Origin of the sequence: Zobellia nedashkovskayae (assembly GCF_015330125.1) — a bacterium.
GTDB classification, from domain to species: domain Bacteria; phylum Bacteroidota; class Bacteroidia; order Flavobacteriales; family Flavobacteriaceae; genus Zobellia; species Zobellia nedashkovskayae.
Map to the genome: position 1 here is coordinate 1,490,479 of NZ_JADDXR010000002.1, position 20,264 is coordinate 1,510,742.

A 20,264-nucleotide genomic window follows, 5' to 3' on the forward strand; every position below is an offset into this window, starting at 1 on the left:
TACGTATACATTTGTCAAAAGTAAGTACTAATACGTAGTTAAATTAAAAACCATACTATTATGAAAACCATTTTTACAAAAGCATCATTACTAGCAACTATAGCTGCAGTAGTTATGGCTTGTGGAGGAAAAGAAACAAAAAAGACAGATGCAGCCGCTACGGAAGAAGCAGTCGCTTCAAAAACAAAACAACTAGATATTGAAAAACCACAACTTACGTTCGGTTTTATCAAACTAACAGATATGGCACCTCTAGCCATTGCAAAGGAAAAAGGATTCTTTGAAGATGAAGGCCTCTTTGTTTCCGTTGAAGCACAATCCAACTGGAAAAATGTTTTAGACCGTGTTATTGATGGTCAATTAGATGGCTCGCATATGTTAGCAGGTCAGCCTATTGCCGCTGGTGCAGGTTTTGGAAGACAAGCTGAATTGGTGACTCCTTTTTCAATGGATTTAAATGGAAATGGAATTACCGTTTCTAATGATGTTTGGTCTAAAATGAAGCCTAATGTACCTGTTGGGGCAGATGGTAAACCAGTGCATCCTATTAAAGCAGATGCCTTAAAGCCTGTAATTACGGAATACAAAAATAGCGGTAAGCCTTTTAAAATGGGAATGGTATTTCCTGTTTCAACACACAATTATGAAATACGTTATTGGTTAGCTGCTGCCGGAATTCACCCAGGTATGTATACTGCGGATAATGTTCAAGGTCAAATAGATGCTGAGGTTTTACTATCTGTTACACCTCCGCCACAAATGCCGGCCACTTTAGAGTCTGGTACTATTTACGGCTACTGTGTAGGTGAGCCTTGGAATCAGCAAGCGGTTTTTAAAGGTATTGGTGTACCTGTAGTAACCAACTATGATATCTGGAAAAACAACCCTGAAAAGGTATTTGTAATGACGAAGAAATTCGTAACGGATAACCCAAATACTGCAATTGCAGTTACCAAAGCAATGATTCGTGCAGGAAAATGGTTAGATGAACCATCAAATAGAGCAGAAGCAGTAAAAATTCTTTCCATGTCTCAGTACGTTGGTGCACCAGAAGAGGTATTAGCCAATTCTATGACGGGTACTTTTGAATTTGAAAAAGGGGATAAAAGAGATATGCCAGATTTCAATGTGTTCTACAAGTACAATGCTACCTATCCTTTCTACTCAGATGGTATTTGGTTCTTGACACAAATGCGCAGATGGGGACAAATTCCTGAAACAAAAACTACAGAATGGTATAGCGAAACGATCAAAGATATTTATCGTCCTGACATCTGGAAAAAAGCAGCAGATTTACTAGTTGCCGAAGGACAAATTCCTGCAGCGGATGTTCCTGAAACGGATGGCTATAAAGCAGCAACAACAGATTTCATTGACGGTACCTCTTATGATGCAAAAGACCCAATTGGTTACATCAATAGTTTCTCAATCGGAAACAAAGATTAAGGTTTACAGTACAATTTATCGAAGCAAAAGCATACTATCATGGAACAAGACATCACATTAAAAAAAGAAGGACAAGGCCTAGCGTTTTTAAAAACTTTGGTAGCCAAATTTACTCCTAAGTTTCAAAAGGGAGATTTATTACCATGGCTTAAAAAATCGGGCATTACCTTACTATCTATCCTGTTATTTTTAGGGCTCTGGCACATGGGTTCTAAAGCATTATATAATAAAGAGGCGAATTACAAAATCGAAAAAGCATTGACAGAACAAGGTCAGGCAGCTGCTGATGCAGAACGTGATTGTATCGCTTCCGGCGATAGTAGTTGCCAGCCTAATACTTTGCCGTCTCCTACTCAGGTTTGGGCGTCGTTGCAAACTTTAATTGCAGATCATAAGGTAATTAATGCAGATAAAGCCGCTTTTAATGAAAAGATGGCCGCAACAAACGCCAAATTAGTAGCACAAGGTAAAAATGCTATTGTTTATACCGGTCGTGCCTCGTTTGTTGATATTGTGCTTACAAGTATAAAAACGGTTTTTGCAGGTTTCTTATTGGCCCTTTTAATTGCGGTACCCATTGGTGTTGTAATAGGTTTGAGTCCATCATTACGGAGTGCTTTTAATTGGTTCATACAAATCTTTAAACCGGTTTCTCCTGTAGTTTGGTACTTGCTTGTGTTCATGATCGTAAAAACTTTGTACATCGGTGATAGCTCTGATAATGCTTTTGTGATTTCATTTATAAGTGTAGGCCTGTGTGCCATGTGGGCCACTTTGGTTAACACAGCAATGGGTGTCTCCTCCGTAGATAAAGATTATATCAATGTAGCAAAGGTTTTAAAACTAGGAACTTTTCAAAAAATCTTTAAAGTGATTTTACCTTCATCATTACCGTTAATATTTACCGGGTTACGAATCACCCTTTCGGTGGCTTGGATGGTATTGATTGCTATAGAACTATTAGCACAAAGTCAAGGTTTAGGCTTATTCGTTTGGGAGGAATTCCAAAACGGAGCTAACGATTCCAACGCCAAGATTATCGTCGCCATGTTTGTTATTGGTATTATCGGTTTTCTATTAGACAGAATTATGTTAAGTGTTCAGAACATGGTGTCTTTTAATAAAAACGAAGGAGTATAACCTCACCTAAAACAATAGAAGATGGCATACTTAGAATTAAATAACGTCTACAAATCCTACGGAGAAGGAGATAACCGAACGGATGTACTATCCAACATTAACCTTTCTATAGAAGAAGGGGAGTTTGTAGCCATTGTAGGTTTTACAGGCAGCGGTAAAACAACCTTGGTAAACTTAATTAACGGCCTATTAAAACCCACAAGTGGCGAGGTTTTATTTAAAGGAGAACCGGTAGTTGATACCAGTCATGAAAGAGGGGTTATTTTTCAGAACTACTCTTTGTTACCGTGGTTAACCGTTGGACAGAACGTATATATGGCGGTAAAAGAGGCTTTTCCAAAAGAGAACAAGGCTTTTCTAATGAAAAGAGTAAAGGACTATGTTGGGATGGTAAGCTTAACACCGGCCATTAATAAAAGACCCAAAGAATTATCTGGGGGAATGCGCCAACGTGTTGCGGTTGCAAGGGCCTTAGCGATGAATCCGGAAATGATAATCATGGACGAGCCTTTAGGCGCTTTAGATGCCTTGACTCGAGGAAATTTACAAGATGAAATATTGAATATCTGGAGCCAAGACAAGCGTACGGCTTTATTGATTACTAATGATGTGGATGAGGGTATTTATATGGCAGATAGAATTATCCCTTTAAAACCGGGTCCCAATGCTACTTTAGGTCCAGAATTTAAAATTGATATTGAACGGCCTCGTGATAAAACCGCAATGAATGACAATCCTAATTTCAAAAAGACTAGAAATGCCATCATAGAATATTTAATGGATATTGGTGAGGCACGTAAATCGGTTTCTAACGAAACCTATGAGCTTCCTGATATAGCACCTAAAAGTTTTGTGGCCTAATAAAAAAATAACCTATGAGCACAGAAACCATACTTAACAAAGGCACAACGCAGAACGGAATTGTATTCCCTTCAAAAGTGATGCTTGATTTATCTAACCTAAAGAAAGTGTACCCTACACCTAAAGGTGACTATGTGGTACTGGAAAATTTAAACCTTCAGATTATGAAGGAAGAATTTGTGACCATCATCGGGCATTCGGGCTGTGGAAAAACTACTATGCTTTCTATGATTGCAGGCTTGAATCCTATTTCTGGTGGAAACATTGCCGTTCTAGGAAACCCTGTTAAAGGGCCGGGACCAGATCGTGGCGTTATTTTTCAATCTCCCAGTTTAATGCCTTGGATGACCGCTTTGGAAAATGTGCTTTTAGGCGTGAACCAGGTATTTCCTCATGCTACCAAAGCACAACGCAAAGATATTGCCAAATACTACTTACATAAGGTAGGTCTTGATGGCGCTTTTGATAAAAAAGCTATTGAATTGTCACAAGGTATGCAGCAACGTGTTGGTATTGCAAGAGCTTTTGCAATTAAGCCTAAAGTGCTGTTGTTGGATGAGCCTTTTGGAATGCTTGATTCTTTAACCCGAGGAGAATTGCAAGATATATTAATTGAAATCTGGAACAAAGAGAAAATTACTGCGGTGATGATTACCCATGATGTGGACGAGGCTATTTTCTTGGCCGATCGGGTAGTAATGATGACCAGTGGGCCAAGTGCAAAAATCGGGGATATTCTTGATATCGAATTTGAAAGACCGCGTACTCGAAAGTCGGTACTAGAACATGACGACTACTACACCTATAGAAAACATTTGATTGACTTTTTAGAACATTAAACCATAACAACAAACTTTTTTAATATACCTAGATTATGAAAAGACAGTACACATTAATAACCCTACTAGTCCTATCGATTCAGTTTGCTACTGCACAATTTGAACTCGATGGGGAGTTTAAGCCCCGTACCGAATACCGTAACGGTTTCGGTAGTATTATTCCAGATGCTGCAGATGCGGGCTTTGCAATCGCTACGCGATTACGTTTGAACGCGGGCTACCAAACGGAAGCGTTTAAATTTTATATGAGTCTTCAAGACGTTATGGTTTGGGGAGAAAACAGACAATTAAAACCTGAGGACAGTAATAATTCGTTTTCTGTTTTTCAAGCATGGGCAGATATCAAATTAAGTGAAGGGTTCTCTACAAAAATAGGTCGCCAAATGCTTGTATATGATGACCAAAGAATTCTTGGTGGAGTTGACTGGGCTATGCAAGCACGTAATCATGATGCAGCTTTATTAAAGTATAGCAAAGGAAAGTTAATGATAGATCTTGGTCTGGCTTTTAATCAAGATTTTACAGCTACCACTGCAAATCCGGGAGGATTTCAGTCTGCAGGCACGGCTTATAATACCACGGGATTCTTCTCGTATAAAAGTATGCAGTACTTATACTTAAAACATAAAGGAGAAGCCTTTTCTATTAGCGGTCTCATATTGAACAACGGTTTCCAGAATTTTACAGGCGAAGCAGATGCACTTGTAGCGGATGGTGTTAGCAATTTAATTACTTTAGGTACGCACTTAGACTATAAAAAAGGAAGCTTTGGAGCTGCATTTAATGGGTATTTGCAAACCGGGGAGCGCCAAAATAGTGTAGATGTTAGCGGGGCATATCTTTTAGGATTAGACCTAAGCTACAAAGTATCAAAAGGTGTTTCTTTAGGGCTTGGAGCTGAGATTATTAGCGGAAACGATGCAAGCACCACAGATAAGACAGAAGCTTTCTTTCCATTATACGGAACCAATCATAAATTCAATGGGTTTATGGATTATTTCTACGTAGGTAATCATGCCAACTCAATAGGACTTACAGATATTCATGCTAGTGCCAAATTTGCACTAAGTGAAACTTCTAGCTTATTGGTGAAAGTTTTGAATTTTAGTGGAGAACAAGAATTGGGAAGTGGTGAAAAATCACTTGGTACCGAAGTTGACTTGGTTTTTGCTAAAAACTTCAAAGGATACGGATTGGCCATAGGGTATTCGCAAATGTTTGCTAGTGATGGCATGTACGAATTAAAGGGAATTACTGAAGATGCTGCCGGTAGTGTTCAAAACTGGGCATGGGTACAATTGACCATGAAACCTAAGTTTTTAAACACTGCAAAAAAATAGTTCATATTTATAAAGATGCTTCGATAGGGCCGTTACAACCTTTTTGTTGTAGCGGTTCTTTTTTATAATTCTACTTGAATGGTGTGTATTTCATAATAATAGATTGCACGGAGTATACATACAGGCATAATAATTAGGTTTTTATTCTTAGCCTAAGAATAGTCATAGGTTATTGAAAATCTACCTTTGTAAAAATCTAGTATATTTGTACGTATAAATACGCATATTTTGAATCAAACAACAAGTATCATTTTAGCGGACGACCATTCTTTGGTTCGCGACGGCATCAGAGCTTTATTAGAGAGCGAATCTGACTTAAAAGTTATTGCAGAGGCTTCTGACGGTATTGAGGCGATTGAAATGGTGAATAAAAACACACCTGATTTATTGATTATAGATATCAGAATGCCGCGAATGACTGGTATAGAAGCAGTAGAAAAGTTAAGTGCCCAAAATTCGCCTGTAAAATGTATTATCCTTTCCATGCATGATTCGGAGGAGTATATTTTAAAATCGGTCAAGGCCGGAGCGCTCGGTTACCTTTTAAAAGATACTGGGAAAACGGAATTTATTAAGGCAATTCATACCGTTCGAGACGGAGGTAAGTATTACAGCGGTGATATTTCTAATGTTCTGGTGAATAATTTATTGGGTTCTACCACTAAAATCGATGAAACTCCTAAAAATGTTACCTCTACCAGCAATCAGTTTGATTTGACCAATAAGGAACTTCAGGTGTTGGAATTGGTTTTATCCGGTTTAACGAATAAACAAATTTCCGAAAAACTCCAGAATAGCAAGCGCACCGTAGAAACACACCGGTTTAACCTTATGCGTAAAATGGAGGTCAAGAATTTAATAGATCTTTCAAAAAAGGCGCAGCAGTTTAATTTGGTTTAGTATTTCATCTTTACTTTATGATTAACTAAGTCGGTACTATTTCTGTACATGAAACACGCTATTTTTTACCATATCTATCCTTTAGGACTTTTGGGTGCTGAAAAAACCAATGATTTAGTTTCTACTCCGGTTGATAGGTTGTCAGAACTTAATGGTTGGTTAGAGCACATGGTAGACTTAGGGTGCAACGCGCTTTATGTAGGCCCGGTGTTTGAATCATCAACCCACGGGTACGACACTGTAGATTATTATAAAATAGACCGTAGATTGGGTGACGACACTTCGTTAATCGCTTTGGTTGATAAAGCTCACAGAATGGGTGTAAAAGTGGTTCTGGATGGTGTTTTTAATCATGTGGGCAGGGATTTCTTCGCTTTTAGAGATCTTCAGAAATTCGGAAAGAACTCAAAATATATTGATTGGTTTTCAAATGTAAATTTTAAGAAGAAAAGCCCGCTGAAGGATTCATTTACTTATGATACATGGGCAGGCTATTATCAACTGGTAAAACTTAACCTTAGAAATAAGGAGGTCTGTGATTATCTTTTCGGTGCGGTTAAAAAGTGGATAGCTATTTATAAAATAGATGGGCTACGTTTGGACACTGCAGATGTGTTAGATTTTGATTTTATGAAAGAACTTGCACTCTTTTGTAAAAAGGAAAACCCGGAGTTTTGGTTAATGGGAGAAGTAGTTCATGGCGATTATAATCGGTGGGTAAATTCCACCATGTTAGATTCCGTTACCAATTATGATTACCACACTCCTATTTATGAAAGTTTTAATTTGAAGGATTTCGGTAAAATTTCCGAAACGGTGGAACGGGAGTTCGGTCCCAAAGGAGTTTATAAGAACCTAGCGCTCTATTCTTTTGTGGACAATCATGATGTTAACCGTGCCGCCAGTACTTTGAAGAAACCAGAGCATTTATTTCCATTATACCTTCTACTATTTACGTTGCCAGGAATACCAGCTATTTACTACGGAGGTGAGTGGGGATTTGAAGGAAAGAAAACAGCCCATAGCGATGATTTGTTACGTCCACGGGTAAAGCTTAATGACTTAGGGAGGCAGGCAAAGCATCCAAAGCTGTTAGATGCCATAAAACAATTCATAGAAGTTCAAAAGAATTGTAAAGTCCTTGTAAATGGATCTTATGAGACGTTGTTGGTTACCAATGAACAATTGGCCTTCTTTAGAAAAAATACGTATAAGACCATTGTTGTAATAGTAAATGCATCAACAAAAGTAGCTAAGGTAAATATTGATTTGAAAGGACTGCCCTTAGGAGTTTATACGGACCTTCTGAACGCCGGATATACCTCAATATCCAATAAAACAGCTCTTTCTATAGAAGTTCCGCCATGCTGGGGACGTATCTTGAGCCATTGATCGAAAAGTAGTGAAAAGGCACTTTTTTTGTTGATGTGGGATTATAACCTCAAACTATTACGAAAAAAACACTACGTATATATACGTAATTTTATAACTTGCTGTATCTAATTTTGATGTTTTGCATCAAAAAGGAAAAGCAATGTTGAAAAAGAAAACACATAAGACTGTTTGTTCATACTGTGGCGTAGGCTGTGGTATACTGGTGGATGTAGACAGCAAAGGTAAGATTGAGGTAGATGGTGATCCGGACTACCCTTCCAATAAAGGTATGTTATGCTCTAAAGGAAGAAATCTTAATTACGTAGCGCAAGACACCAGCGACCGCATCATGCATCCACAAATGAGATGGAGTAGAAACCATCCGTTGGAAAAAGTAACTTGGGATACGGCTTTTGAACGTGCTGCTGCCGTTTTTAAAAGTATCATTGCCAAGCATGGACCGGACAGTGTTGGTTTCTACGTATCTGGACAATGCCTTACGGAGGAATATTATCTGGTGAACAAAATAACCAAGGGTTTCATTGGAACTAATAATGTGGATACGAATAGTCGTCTATGCATGAGTTCTGCTGTGGTGGGTTATAAAAAAACACTGGGTGAAGATTCAGTTCCCATTTCATATGAAGATATTGAATTGGCCGATTGTTTTTTGATTGCAGGAGCAAATCCTGCTTGGTGTCATCCTATTCTTTACAGACGTCTAGAACAACATAAAGAAGATAATCCTAATGTAAAAATAATAGTAGTAGATCCAAGAATAACGCAGACTTGTGCGTCTGCAGATTTGCATTTACAAATCCTTCCGGGAACGGATGTTATTCTTTTCAATGCCATAGCTAGATGGCTCATTGAAAAGAAAAAGATAGATAAGAGTTTTATTAAAAAACATACTTCTAATTTTAATGCTTGTAAAGAAAGCGCTTTTACACTTTCTCTACGCCAAGCAGCCGAAAAATGTGGAGTGCCAGTTGCAGATATCCGTAAGGCAGCACAGTATATTGGCGATGCTAATAAGTTTATTAGCATGTGGACAATGGGCCTCAACCAAAGTGTGATAGGGGTTTCTAAAAACGTAGCCTTATTAAATATTTCTTTATTAACCGGGCAAATAGGTAAACCTGGTTGTGGCCCGTTTTCATTAACCGGTCAGCCTAATGCTATGGGTGGTCGTGAAGTGGGTGGTATGGCAAACCTTTTGGCAGCGCATAAAGATTTGGGTAATCCGCAACATAGAAAAGAAGTCTCCGATTTTTGGGGAGGAAAAGAAATTAATTCCGAACCGGGCTATACCGCAACAGAAATGTTCAATGCTCTGGAAAGTGGAAAAATGAAAGCTATATGGGTTATTTGTACGAATCCCGTGGTGAGTATGCCAAATGCCAATAAGATCGAAAAAGCTTTAAAGAATGCTGCATTTGTTGTAGTTCAAGATATTAGCCATAATTCCGAAACTACTAAGTTTGCCGATTTAGTATTGCCAGCTGCAGGGTGGTTAGAGAAAGATGGCACCATGACCAATTCTGAAAGAAGAATTAGTTATTTACCTAAGGTTATTGATGCCCCAGGAGAGGCTTTGCCAGATGTAGAAATTCTTTGGCGTTTTGCTCAAGCTATGGGCTATGAAGGTTTTGATTATAAAAATGCCGCTGAAGTTTATGATGAACATTGCCTTTTAACAAAGGGTACCAATATAGATATTACAGGTCTATCGCACGAACGCCTTAAAAATGAGGGGAGTTTCCAATGGCCGGTTCCTCATAAAACGCATCCGGGTACACCACGTTTGTTTACGGATCTCAACTTTCCTACTAATGATAATAAGGCACATTTTAATGCGCCAAAGAGTCTTTACAACAAATCAGAAGAAACAGATATTGATTTTCCTTTAATATTGAATACAGGAAGGGTAAGAGATCAATGGCATACCAGAACAAAAACAGGAAAAGTAAAGCGTTTGCTTACCCATGTTCCGCAACCGTACCTAGAAATGAACAAAGTAGATGCTTTTCTACGGAAGTTAAAAGAAGGGGATATTGCGGTTATTAAGAGCAGAAGGGGTGAAGTACAGGTTAAGGTGAAAATTAATTTTGATATTCGTGAGCGTGTAGTTTTTCTTCCTATGCATTGGGGTAAAGTATTGAATAATGATTTTGGTAGGGCAAACAACCTTACCAGTGATTTGATTGATCCTATTTCTAAAGAACCGGATTTCAAATACTGTGCTGTTCAGGTAGAGAAGTTTGTAAAACCAGCTCAAAAAATTATAGTTATAGGAGCGGGTGCCGCTGCGTATCGTTTTATACAATCTTATCGGGAAAAAAATAAAAAAGACGAGTTACATGTTTTCTCTAAAGAAAAAGACCCTTTTTACAACCGTGTTTTGTTACCAGAATATGTAAGTGATGAGCTTTCATGGGAGGCCTTGGAGAAACTAAAAAAGGGGGAACTGCAAAAAATGAATGTTACGTTGCATTCCGGTATAGGTATTTCAGATGTAAATACTTCCATGAAACAAGTAACGGATAGTGCAGGATTGATTCATTCATATGATTTGCTTATCATGGCTACGGGTAGCCGTGCTTTTGTTCCTAGTGAAGTGCAGATAGACCTGCCAGGTCGTTTTACGATGCGAGAACGAGGAGATGCCGATAAATTAAAGCAATACCTGCAAAAAACAGGACTACCAGCAAACGAACAACATGTAGTTATTGTTGGTGGTGGTTTGTTAGGGTTGGAGTTAGCCGCAGCGCTTAAAAAGATAGATATCAATATTAGTATTGTACAAAGGGCACCGCGCCTTATGGAGCGTCAGTTAGATAGTGTTGCTAGTCGTCTTTTGGCAGAAGATGTTTTCGAAAGAAACATTAACCTTTATTTTGATAGTGAGGTAAGTACTGTTTTTGAGGAAAAAGAGAATCCTTTTAGATTACTGGTTAACCTAAAAACAGGAAGAACCATTCAATGTAATGCAATTGTTTACGCTATAGGTACAAGGCCAAATATTGAGTTGGCAAAAAAAGCCGATTTAAATACAAGACGAGGTGTAATTGTCAATTCATATTTACAGACCAATGATCCATCTGTTTTCGCCTTGGGTGAAATTGCAGAATTCAACAACTCGCTTTTCGGAATTACATCGGCTGCGGAACAACAGGCAGATATTGCCGCAAATTATATTTTAGGAGATTATAGTAGTATTTATAACGGTTCTGTACTTATGAATATTCTAAAATTCGAAAATCTTGACTTGTGTAGTATCGGTATGGTGAATGCACCTTCAGGAGATAGTAGTTATGAAGAGATTATTTTAATGGATGTTAGCAAACGCTTCTATAAAAAATGTATCGTTAAAGATGATACTTTAAAAGGAGCGATATTGATGGGCGATAAGAATGAGTTCGCCGAGTTCAAACGCCTGATAGAAGAAGAAATAGAATTATCAGAAAAGCGCAACGAGTTGCTTAGAGGGGCATCAACCACTGTTCCTTTAAAAGGAAAAATGGTCTGTTCTTGCAGCCAAGTGGGTGAAGGCAACATTATTGATGCTATAGCCGGTGGTTGTTCTGAATTTAACGCATTATGTTCGGAAACAGGAGCAGGATTAGGCTGTGGTAGCTGTAAACCAGAAGTAAAGGCCATAATGAACAAACAACTACAATTAGCAAATTAAAAAATCGGGATTATGAACGATGATCTGCACCGTATATTGATAAAAGGAGGAGTTACCTCACCAGGGGAACTCAAGGATATTATAGGCTTGTTGGAGGCCGCGGGATTGAATGAAGTCTACTTTGGTTCCAGACAAGATCTGCTTTTCCCTTTAAAAGGGGTTGAAGAAGGTCAGCTTGAGCATATTTCAAAATTCAACACTAATATCATTACCGAAAGGCAGTATCAGAATATTGTAAGCTCCTATGTTGCTGCTGATATTTTTGATATGACCCACTGGCTTAAAGGTTCTACATATCTCTATATTTTGGAGGGATTTGATTTTCTGCCAGAATTAAAGGTAAATATCACAGACCCTAAACAAAGGTTGGTTCCGCTATTTAGTGGCAACCTTAATTTTATAGCTTCTGAAAATGAAGATTATTGGTACTTGAACATTAAGTTACCACATTGGGATAAAGCCGCGTATTATCCTGTACTGATTTACAGTTGGGATATTACTACTGTTTCTAAGGCCATTGAAGAAATTTATGAGGAAATTCAAGATGTAGAAGAACTGTTTTTTATCTTGAACAAGAATCTTGATACCAACAACAAGACCATAGAAAAGGAGCTAAAAGTACCTTATTTAACTTTCCCTTATTACGAAGGTATGAACCGTATGGGATTAGATCAATACTGGCTAGGTCTGTATTGGAGAAACAATAGATATGATTTGTCGTTCTTAAAAGAATTCTGTGGTTTTTGTTTAGATAACAGTATAGGTAAAATCTGTATTACACCTTGGAAATCATTTGTTGTAAAAGGTATTCAAAAGCAGAGTAGGCCAGCATTGGAGCGCTTTTTAGGGCAATGGGGAATTAACGTTAGACATTCGCAATTAGAAATGAACTGGCACCTGCCGGTAGATGATAATGAGGCTTTAGAACTAAAAAAGTTCTTGGTACGTAGTTTTGATCAGAATGATATTAGTACCTACGGCCTTACATTTGGTATAAGTAATGATGTGGGCAAGCGATCTCATTTTGCATCGGTAATTATAGAGAAGAATAGTTCGCCTACAATTGTAAAAGATTTTGATGTCCGCCCTACGTATAACGTACTTCACTTTGTAAACTTCGACCCTAACACCCAAAAATATTTAGCATACGCACAAGATGTGGATAAGATTGAGTTGCCAGGTTTGTTAATGGAACTCAGTAAAAAGTATTTTGACCAACTAGGGAGAGAGGTAGAAAAAACTGAAGCGCCTAAAAAGGCAATTGAGCAAGAGACAAAGACTATTCATCAATGTCAATCATGTTTTACCGTTTATGACCCTTTATATGGCGATTCAATAGCTGGTATTCCAAAAGATACTGCTTTTGAAGATTTGCCCGATATGTATGTTTGCTCGGTCTGTGAAGCTCCTAAATCTCAATTTGAAAAAGCCGAACTAAAATTTTCGAGCTGATTTTTGCTAAATTTGGATAGTACTTAAATATTATTCCAAATGAACAAAAAGTATATTGGCCTGTTAAGTTGTATTTTACTATTCACGGCTTGCAAGAACAATCCTGACAAAAAAACGAAAGTTGAAAATCCGGTAGACGAGATAACCATTCAAAAACCAACATTGAAATGGGAGCAAGTTGCGTCCGCAGATGATAGTAAACCTGTGGCTCGTCATGAAGCTGCATTTGTTCGCGTAGATGATAAATTCTATTTATTGGGAGGAAGGGACATTCGCCCTGTTAGTATTTATGATACCAATACTAAAGTTTGGTCAGAAGGTGCTAAGCCGCCTATTGAATTGCATCATTTTCAACCTGTAACTTATCAGAATAAAATATACCTTATTTCGGCATTGACGGGTAAATACCCTGCTGAAACTCCAACGGAACATATCTTTATTTATGACCCTGCCAATGATGAATGGTCGCAAGGAGATGAAATCCCAAAAGAGAGAAGACGTGGTTCTACAGGGAATGTGCTTTACGAGGGTAAAATCTACATTTCTTGCGGAATAAAAAATGGTCATATAGGAGACCATAAAAAATGGATGGATAGTTACGATCCAAGTACGGGCGAGTGGGAAATTTTGGCAGATGCCCCTCGTGCAAGAGACCATTTTCAAGCGGTTTTAGCAGATGGTAAAATTTACGCCCCAGCGGGTAGAAATTCGGGTCTTGATCCTGATTCTGTTTTTGGGGGAACCATAGGAGAGGTTGATGTGTATGATATAAAAAGTAATACTTGGGAGACTTTACCAGAAAATATTCCAACTCCAAGAGCAGGTAATGCGGCTGCACTTTATAATAATGAATTGATAGTTGTTGGGGGTGAATCTACAACGCAGGAAAAAGCACATGCTGAAGTTGAGGTTTTGGATTTAAACACACATAAATGGCATACGCTTCCTACTATGGTAGAGGGCAGACACGGTAGTGGTCTGGTGCTTTTTGAAGATGATTTGTATATAGCTTCTGGATGTGGAAGTAGAGGAGGTTCACCTGAACTGACTACTATGGAAAAATTTGGTGTAGAAGATTGATTTTCAGACCAATAATTTTAAAATTATTTTTTAAATCGTGATGAAAAACATATTACATTTGATAGGGAATTTCCCCATATCAAATTATACAAATGGATTTAAGAGACGGTGTTAAAACCGCAGAAAACAAGGTGTCTTCCGAGACTAAAAAATTAAGCGAATTTGTCAAGGACAAAAGTAAATCCTTGGTGGACCGCTTGGAGTCGTATGAAGATATTATAAATCTTGAGGTGGGAGATACGGGACTACACCGTGCCAAAACCATGGAGCGCGAATTTGATATTCGCCAGCTTTATATAAAGTATGAAGGTGATAACCCTACTGGTACGCAAAAGGATCGTATTGCTTTTGCACAAATCTACGATGCACTCCGAAGAGAGTTTCAAGTGGTTTCTTTGGCTACTTGCGGCAATTATGGGGTTGCTGTTGCCTTGGCAGCAAATTTGGCGGGAATAGCCTGTAAAATATATATTCCTGAAAGCTTCCATACAGACCGTGTTGTTGAGATGCAACTGCTGGGCGCAGAGATTATTCGTATGTCCGGTAGTTATGAAGATGTTGTAAAGGAAAGTAGCGAACTCGCAAAAAATAACGATTGGTATGATGCTAATCCTGGAGGAGCGAACACCCCTTTACAGATTAGTGCGTACTCCCAGATTGCAACAGAGATTTTCGAAGATTTAGGAGATGCACCTAAGTATTGCGCAGTTCCGGTTTCCAATGGTACGCTTTTCGCGGGAATTTATCGTGGGTTTGTTAGTCTGTACAAGAGAGGGAAAACCTCTAGAATACCAAAAATGATTGCAGCGTCTTCCTCTAGAAAAAATCCTATTATTCAATCGTTCTTGCAAGGTTTAGACCATTGTAAAGATTTGAATCCGGATGTAATCAAAGAAACCAAGTACAATGAACCTCTAATTAACTGGCATAGTTTTGATGGCGAAGAGGCTTTGTACGCTTTAAAAGAGTCTGGTGGTGAGGCATATAATATCAGTGATAAAAAGCTGAAAGACATGACGGCCTTATTAGCAAAGAAAGAAGGCTTTCGCATTTTGCCGGCATCTACTGCAGGACTTATTGCGTTGCTAGAACTTGATGAAAAAATGAATTTTGAACCAGACCGTTTTGTAGCGGTACTGACAGCAAAAAATTAATATTTAAGAGAATGAAAAAATCAATTGATGGAAAGGCTCTAGTTTATTGCGATGGAGCTTTCAATACACCTAATGGGAAAACCGCACACGGCTTGGTTCGTTTTACGGAACGTTACGATATTGTAGGAGTGATAGATGCTAATTATGCCGGTAGGGATGCAGGTGAAGTACTTGATGGGAAACCTAGTGGAATTCCGGTTTTTGCAACTATAGATCAGGGTGTTGAAACCTTAAAAGCTTCGGGTAACACTCCTGAATCACTTGTTATTGGTTTAGCACCTGATGGTGGTCGATTGCCACAAGAAGCAAAAGCTACTATTTCCAAAGCTTTGGAAATGGGTTGGAATGTTGATAGCGGACTACATGACTTTTTGACCAACGATACTGCATTGATGGCAATAGCTACCAAAAATAACTGTCGCATTCGTGATGTACGTAAAACACCGGACAGGGATAAACTCCATTTTTTTACAGGAGAAATAGAAAAAGTAGATTGTCTTAAATTGGCTGTTTTGGGTACAGATTCTGCACTTGGCAAACGTACAACAGCATGGCTTTTAGTTCATGGTTTAAGAGATGCAGGTCAAAAAGCGGAGATGATAGGTACCGGGCAAACTGCTTGGATGCAAGGTGCAAAATATAGTATGGTTATGGATAGTTGCATCAACGATTTTGTTTCGGGTGAGATTGAACATGCCGTTGTAAGTGCATATAAAAATGAAGACCCTGATGTTATCGTTATTGAAGGTCAGGGCAGTCTTATGAACCCTGCTTACCCAGGTGGTTTTGAGATTTTGGCAGCCGGAAGACCTGATTATGTCATATTGCAACATGCCCCAAAACGATTGGAATATGATGGATTTCCAGGCTATAAAATGCATTCTCTAGCAGAGCAGATAAATGCTATTGAAGTTATTTCTGGTAAAAAGGTAATAGCCATTACTGTAAACCATGAAGATATGGAAGAAGATGAGATTCTAGAGGCGTGCAAACAAATTACCCTAGAAACAAAACTCCCTGCTTTTGATGTTTTAAAGTATGGAGCAAAAGAACTAGTGGCATTATTAAAGGAAAAAATTCAATGAAAATAACCAATGTGTCTTATGAAAGGCTAGATTTAAAACTCTCAGAGCCTTACACTATCGCTTATGAAACGATAGATAATACGGTAAATTTTATACTTAAAATTGAGACAGATAGCACCATTGTAGGTTACGGGTGTTCAGCTCCGGACAAGATAGTTACGGGAGAACACCCTAAAGAGGTAGAGATGGCTCTAAAAGCACTTATCATTCCCTACCTAAAAGGTAAGGATCCTTTTACATATGCCTTTATCTTAATGGAACTTAAAAAGCTTTTAGGCAGAAAATCGTCTTCCTTGGCCATGGTAGATATGGCGCTTTACGATTTAATGTCCAAAAAGGCAGATGTGCCGCTTTATAAGTTCTTAGGTGGTTATCGTAAGAGCATTGCCACAAGTATAACGATTGGTATTTTATCGTTGGATGAAACATTGGCGCAAGCAAAAGATTTTGTTCAGCAGGGTTTTTCTATCCTTAAAGTTAAAGGCGGACATAGCTTAGCTGATGATATCGAAAAAATGACGTTGCTCCATGAAAAATTTCCTGAAGTTACTTTTCGATTCGATGGAAACCAAGGATACTCAGTAGTTGATTCTGTTGCGTTTGTAAAGGCAACAAGCCAAATTGGAATTGAAATTTTTGAGCAGCCTACGAAACAGGAAAAGGAAGAACGCTTGGGTCAAATTATGGATCAGATAGACATACCGTTAATGGCTGATGAAAGTTTAAAAACTCTTACTGATGTTTTTAGACTTGCCCAAAATGAACGGGTAGATATGGTGAATATTAAGCTGATGAAAGTTGGTGGTATTTTTGAAGGGATGCATATCAACTCCGTAGCGAAATCAGCAGGTATTGAAACTATGGTGGGTTGCAATGATGAATGTGCTTTGGGTATTTCTGCAGGACTGCATTTTGCACTCTCCAGACCCAACATCCGGTATGCTGATTTAGATGGGCATTTAGATGTTGTGGATGACCCTTTTAAAGGTTTGTTCAATTTAGAAAAGGGTGTACTATACCCATCGGATGCTCCCGGATTAGGAAAAATAAGTTTGTAATAAACTAGTTTTCTTCACTCTCTTGAATAGAGATATCTCTTCGGAAAGGAATAAACAGAGGATCAACATCTTTTGTCTCACCAACTACCGATTCTATTTCTCTTTTCAGGTAATTTAAATGGGCAATAGTTAGCCTGTCCGTCATTACGGGAATTGTTCTCTTAATTTTACCTTGAAGGTTTATAAGGTTATCTAATGCTAAAGAACGAACATCTGTATTGGACGTATAGCCTTCAGAAAGTTTAGCTAAAATACCTTCTACCATCCCTTCTGCTTCGTCGGGTTTGTAGAGGGTAATTAGGTTAGAGACATATGATTTCTGTAATTTTCTTCGATAGGCGTTCGTTTGGTAGAAAACATTCATATCACCCCAAACCAACTGGTTCAAATCATCCATATAATCTTGAGGAAGATAAGGGTCTTCGTCTTCGTAACGTTCGGCAATAAATGTCATTCTACTTAAACGACTTCCGCCTAAAAGATTGAGCATAATACTTTCCATAGTCTTCGTAACGGATTCTTTTGATTGCGGAGATTGTATGGCATTTAGTATATCGTTTCGTAACAACCATTTAGGCTCTTTGAAGATATAATTATTCAAGAAGACCAATGCCTGCTTTTGCTTTTGTTTTTCCACAGGGCGGTACACTTCACCTTCTTCTCCCATGGTTTTTGGAGTAACATAAATACCTGCAATATTTTTGGAGACGTGAAAAATGTAATCACTATACTGCCCAACAAGATCCTTGTAAATTTGATCCAGATTAGCATAATTATCGCTACTTTTCTCTTGTGTCCATTTTTTCAAGAACGGCGCAATTCGTTGTAAGTTTAGAATGCCGTACATACTAGCCTGCATGGCATCATCACCTAAATCTTCGGTCTGAGACCTAGGGTCAAAATCACGGCCCTCACCACCAAACCAAAGCCTTGGATTGGATGAAACACTGTCTACTACCATTTGGCTTAAAAGGTCTTTTTCGTCCTTAATAGACAAATCATCTGCAAATCTAGAATACCCCCATTGAATAGCCCATTTGTCGTAATCGCCTATGCGCGGCATTAAATCTTCTACAGGAATACTGTCTTCTGGTTGTGCCACATAATTAAAACGAGCATAGTCCATGATTGAACTTGTATGTCCGTTCTTTTTTAGAAATGCTGCATCACGTAATTTTTCTACAGGAGTTGCAGAACTAGCTCCCATATTATGTCTGAGTCCTAACGTATGACCAACTTCATGAGAGGCCACAAAACGGATGAGGTTTCCCATAAGTTCCGTATCGTACTCCATTTTTCTAGCACGTTCGTCAACAGCACCGGCCTGAACCATATACCAGCTGTGTAATAAGCTCATAAGATTATGATACCATCCAATATGACTTTCTAATATTTCGCCACTCCTGGGGTCTACAATATTGGGTCCGTAAGCATTTTTTGAAGGTGAAGCAAAATAGCGCAGAACTGAAAAACGCGAATCTTCAAGACTCATGCTTTTATCATTTTCTGGCCAAGGCTTACCTATAATGGCATTTTTAAATCCGGCCTGTTCAAAAGCCACTTGCCAATCGTTTATTCCTTGTATAAGAAAAGGTCTCCACTTTTTAGGTGTAGCAGGATCAATATAATAGACAATAGGGTTTTTTGGTTCTACCAACTCGCCTTGTTTCCATTTTAAGGAATCTTCAGCTTTAGGTTCTAATCGCCATCTGTGAATATACGTGTTGCGATCTACTTGTTGTTGATCATCACCATATTCTAAATATGAGCTTGCAAAATAACCTACACGGTCATCGTACAGCCTTTTTCTCATAGGAACTTTTGGAAGTAGAATAAAGGAATTGTTGATTTCTAAAGTAACTACTCCTGCAAGAATCGCTGCTGGAAGCTCTTTTCTTTTGTCTAATCCAGATTTGGCCTTATAGGTTTTAACGGTCTTTATTTCGGTATTTAATGGAAACGAATTTATTTCCTTTATATAGGACTTATCTTTTTCAAGGGAAGTCAGTTTGTAGTCGTCTTTTTTGTCTCCGTTAAGTGCTAATAGAGGATTTTCACCATTTATGAAATCCGTTACATCTATTACATGAGATTGCTTGTCATCATTGGTAGCTTTAATAGTAAAAGCTTCAAGAATAGGAGTGATGTTAGAATTATTTACCGCTTTTGAAATGGCATCGTCTTCGCTCGCTGCACTTACTAATGTGGCAATACGAAGGAAAATATTATTTGAAGGGCCTTTTTCGAAGGTTATAGTATTTTCTGAAATTTTTTCTCCACCATAGTTTCCGCCTCCAGACGGTGTTTTTATAAATCTTGTCACCACAAGCATCTCTCGGTTGAAAAGACTATCAGGTATTTCAAAATAATACTTATCTCCTACTTTATGAACATCAAAGAGCCCTGTTTTAGATATGGCCTCACTAGTAATTAAACGGTCGTAAGCTTTAGCACCTGTTGCCGCTAGGCTTTCTACTTTACCTTTTTTGTTTGATTTTCTAGCCACGCCAATGGTGCTGCAAGATACAGCCAACAGTAGCAACCCTATGTATGTAAAAAGTTGTTTCATTGATATAAAAATTTACCGCTCCTATAATTTGGGATTACAGGTAGTAGTCGGTATTCGCCCCTTAAAATGTGCCCGTGATGGGTCTTCGTATAAGTAGCGAACGTGTCAGTTCTTACTTTAGTATGGTTGTGGTTGAGTCTTATTCGCTTTTAACAGAAAATTGCATTGGCTTTAACAAGCCTGCGGCTACAACCCTAGTTATATACGGCAATCTCAATAAAAAAGACGAGTTTAATATACAATTCTGTTAGGTGGATGTCAATTTTAAAATTGAA

Annotated in this window: 14 protein-coding genes; 13 read left to right on the top strand and 1 reads right to left on the bottom strand. The window is 38.3% G+C overall.

What is annotated here, in order from left to right:
* The first annotated feature begins 60 nt into the window (after nt 1–60).
* The 13 genes from IWB64_RS06375 (at nt 61) to IWB64_RS06435 (ending at nt 17,420) form a co-directional block, all read left to right on the top strand.
* Nucleotides 61–1,446 (top strand): CmpA/NrtA family ABC transporter substrate-binding protein, encoded by a 1,386-nt coding sequence (locus IWB64_RS06375; protein ID WP_194533209.1) that lies wholly within the window; start codon nt 61–63, stop codon nt 1,444–1,446.
* 39 nt (nt 1,447–1,485) lie between these two features.
* Nucleotides 1,486–2,586 carry an ABC transporter permease gene (locus IWB64_RS06380; protein ID WP_194533210.1) on the top strand — a complete coding sequence of 367 codons (1,101 nt, stop codon included), beginning with the start codon at nt 1,486–1,488 and terminating at the stop codon, nt 2,584–2,586.
* Nucleotides 2,587–2,607: 21 nt separating this feature from the next.
* Nucleotides 2,608–3,447, top strand: a complete 840-nt coding sequence (locus tag IWB64_RS06385) for an ABC transporter ATP-binding protein (RefSeq protein WP_194533211.1) — start codon at nt 2,608–2,610, stop codon at nt 3,445–3,447.
* Between the two features lie 14 nt (nt 3,448–3,461).
* On the top strand, nt 3,462–4,286 hold the full coding sequence (locus IWB64_RS06390; protein ID WP_194533212.1) for an ABC transporter ATP-binding protein: 825 nt from the start codon (nt 3,462–3,464) through the stop codon (nt 4,284–4,286).
* Between the two features lie 35 nt (nt 4,287–4,321).
* Nucleotides 4,322–5,626 (top strand): alginate export family protein, encoded by a 1,305-nt coding sequence (locus IWB64_RS06395; RefSeq protein WP_194533213.1) that lies wholly within the window; start codon nt 4,322–4,324, stop codon nt 5,624–5,626.
* A gap of 228 nt (nt 5,627–5,854) precedes the next feature.
* On the top strand, nt 5,855–6,526 hold the full coding sequence (locus tag IWB64_RS06400; protein WP_194533214.1) for a response regulator transcription factor: 672 nt from the start codon (nt 5,855–5,857) through the stop codon (nt 6,524–6,526).
* Nucleotides 6,527–6,574: 48 nt separating this feature from the next.
* Nucleotides 6,575–7,918 (top strand): alpha-amylase family glycosyl hydrolase, encoded by a 1,344-nt coding sequence (locus IWB64_RS06405; protein WP_194533215.1) that lies wholly within the window; start codon nt 6,575–6,577, stop codon nt 7,916–7,918.
* A gap of 142 nt (nt 7,919–8,060) precedes the next feature.
* Complete coding sequence (locus IWB64_RS06410) at nt 8,061–11,591, top strand: nitrate reductase (protein ID WP_194533216.1); 3,531 nt, start codon at nt 8,061–8,063, stop codon at nt 11,589–11,591.
* A 12-nt stretch (nt 11,592–11,603) separates the two neighbouring features.
* Nucleotides 11,604–13,043 (top strand): rubredoxin, encoded by a 1,440-nt coding sequence (locus tag IWB64_RS06415; protein WP_194533217.1) that lies wholly within the window; start codon nt 11,604–11,606, stop codon nt 13,041–13,043.
* 39 nt (nt 13,044–13,082) lie between these two features.
* Nucleotides 13,083–14,123: a Kelch repeat-containing protein gene (locus IWB64_RS06420; protein WP_194533218.1), complete on the top strand. Its 1,041-nt coding sequence runs from the start codon at nt 13,083–13,085 to the stop codon at nt 14,121–14,123.
* A gap of 92 nt (nt 14,124–14,215) precedes the next feature.
* Complete coding sequence (locus tag IWB64_RS06425; protein ID WP_194533219.1) at nt 14,216–15,277, top strand: pyridoxal-phosphate dependent enzyme; 1,062 nt, start codon at nt 14,216–14,218, stop codon at nt 15,275–15,277.
* An 11-nt stretch (nt 15,278–15,288) separates the two neighbouring features.
* Nucleotides 15,289–16,362 (top strand): DUF1611 domain-containing protein, encoded by a 1,074-nt coding sequence (locus IWB64_RS06430; protein ID WP_194533220.1) that lies wholly within the window; start codon nt 15,289–15,291, stop codon nt 16,360–16,362.
* Nucleotides 16,359–17,420: a mandelate racemase/muconate lactonizing enzyme family protein gene (locus IWB64_RS06435; RefSeq protein ID WP_194533221.1), complete on the top strand. Its 1,062-nt coding sequence runs from the start codon at nt 16,359–16,361 to the stop codon at nt 17,418–17,420. The genes IWB64_RS06430 and IWB64_RS06435 overlap by 4 nt, the downstream gene beginning before the upstream one ends.
* Nucleotides 17,421–17,424: 4 nt before the next feature.
* Here IWB64_RS06435 and IWB64_RS06440 read toward each other — a convergent pair whose 3' ends face one another.
* Nucleotides 17,425–19,989: a zinc-dependent metalloprotease gene (locus tag IWB64_RS06440; RefSeq protein ID WP_194533222.1), complete on the bottom strand. Its 2,565-nt coding sequence runs from the start codon at nt 19,987–19,989 to the stop codon at nt 17,425–17,427.
* Nucleotides 19,990–20,264: the final 275 nt, after the last annotated feature.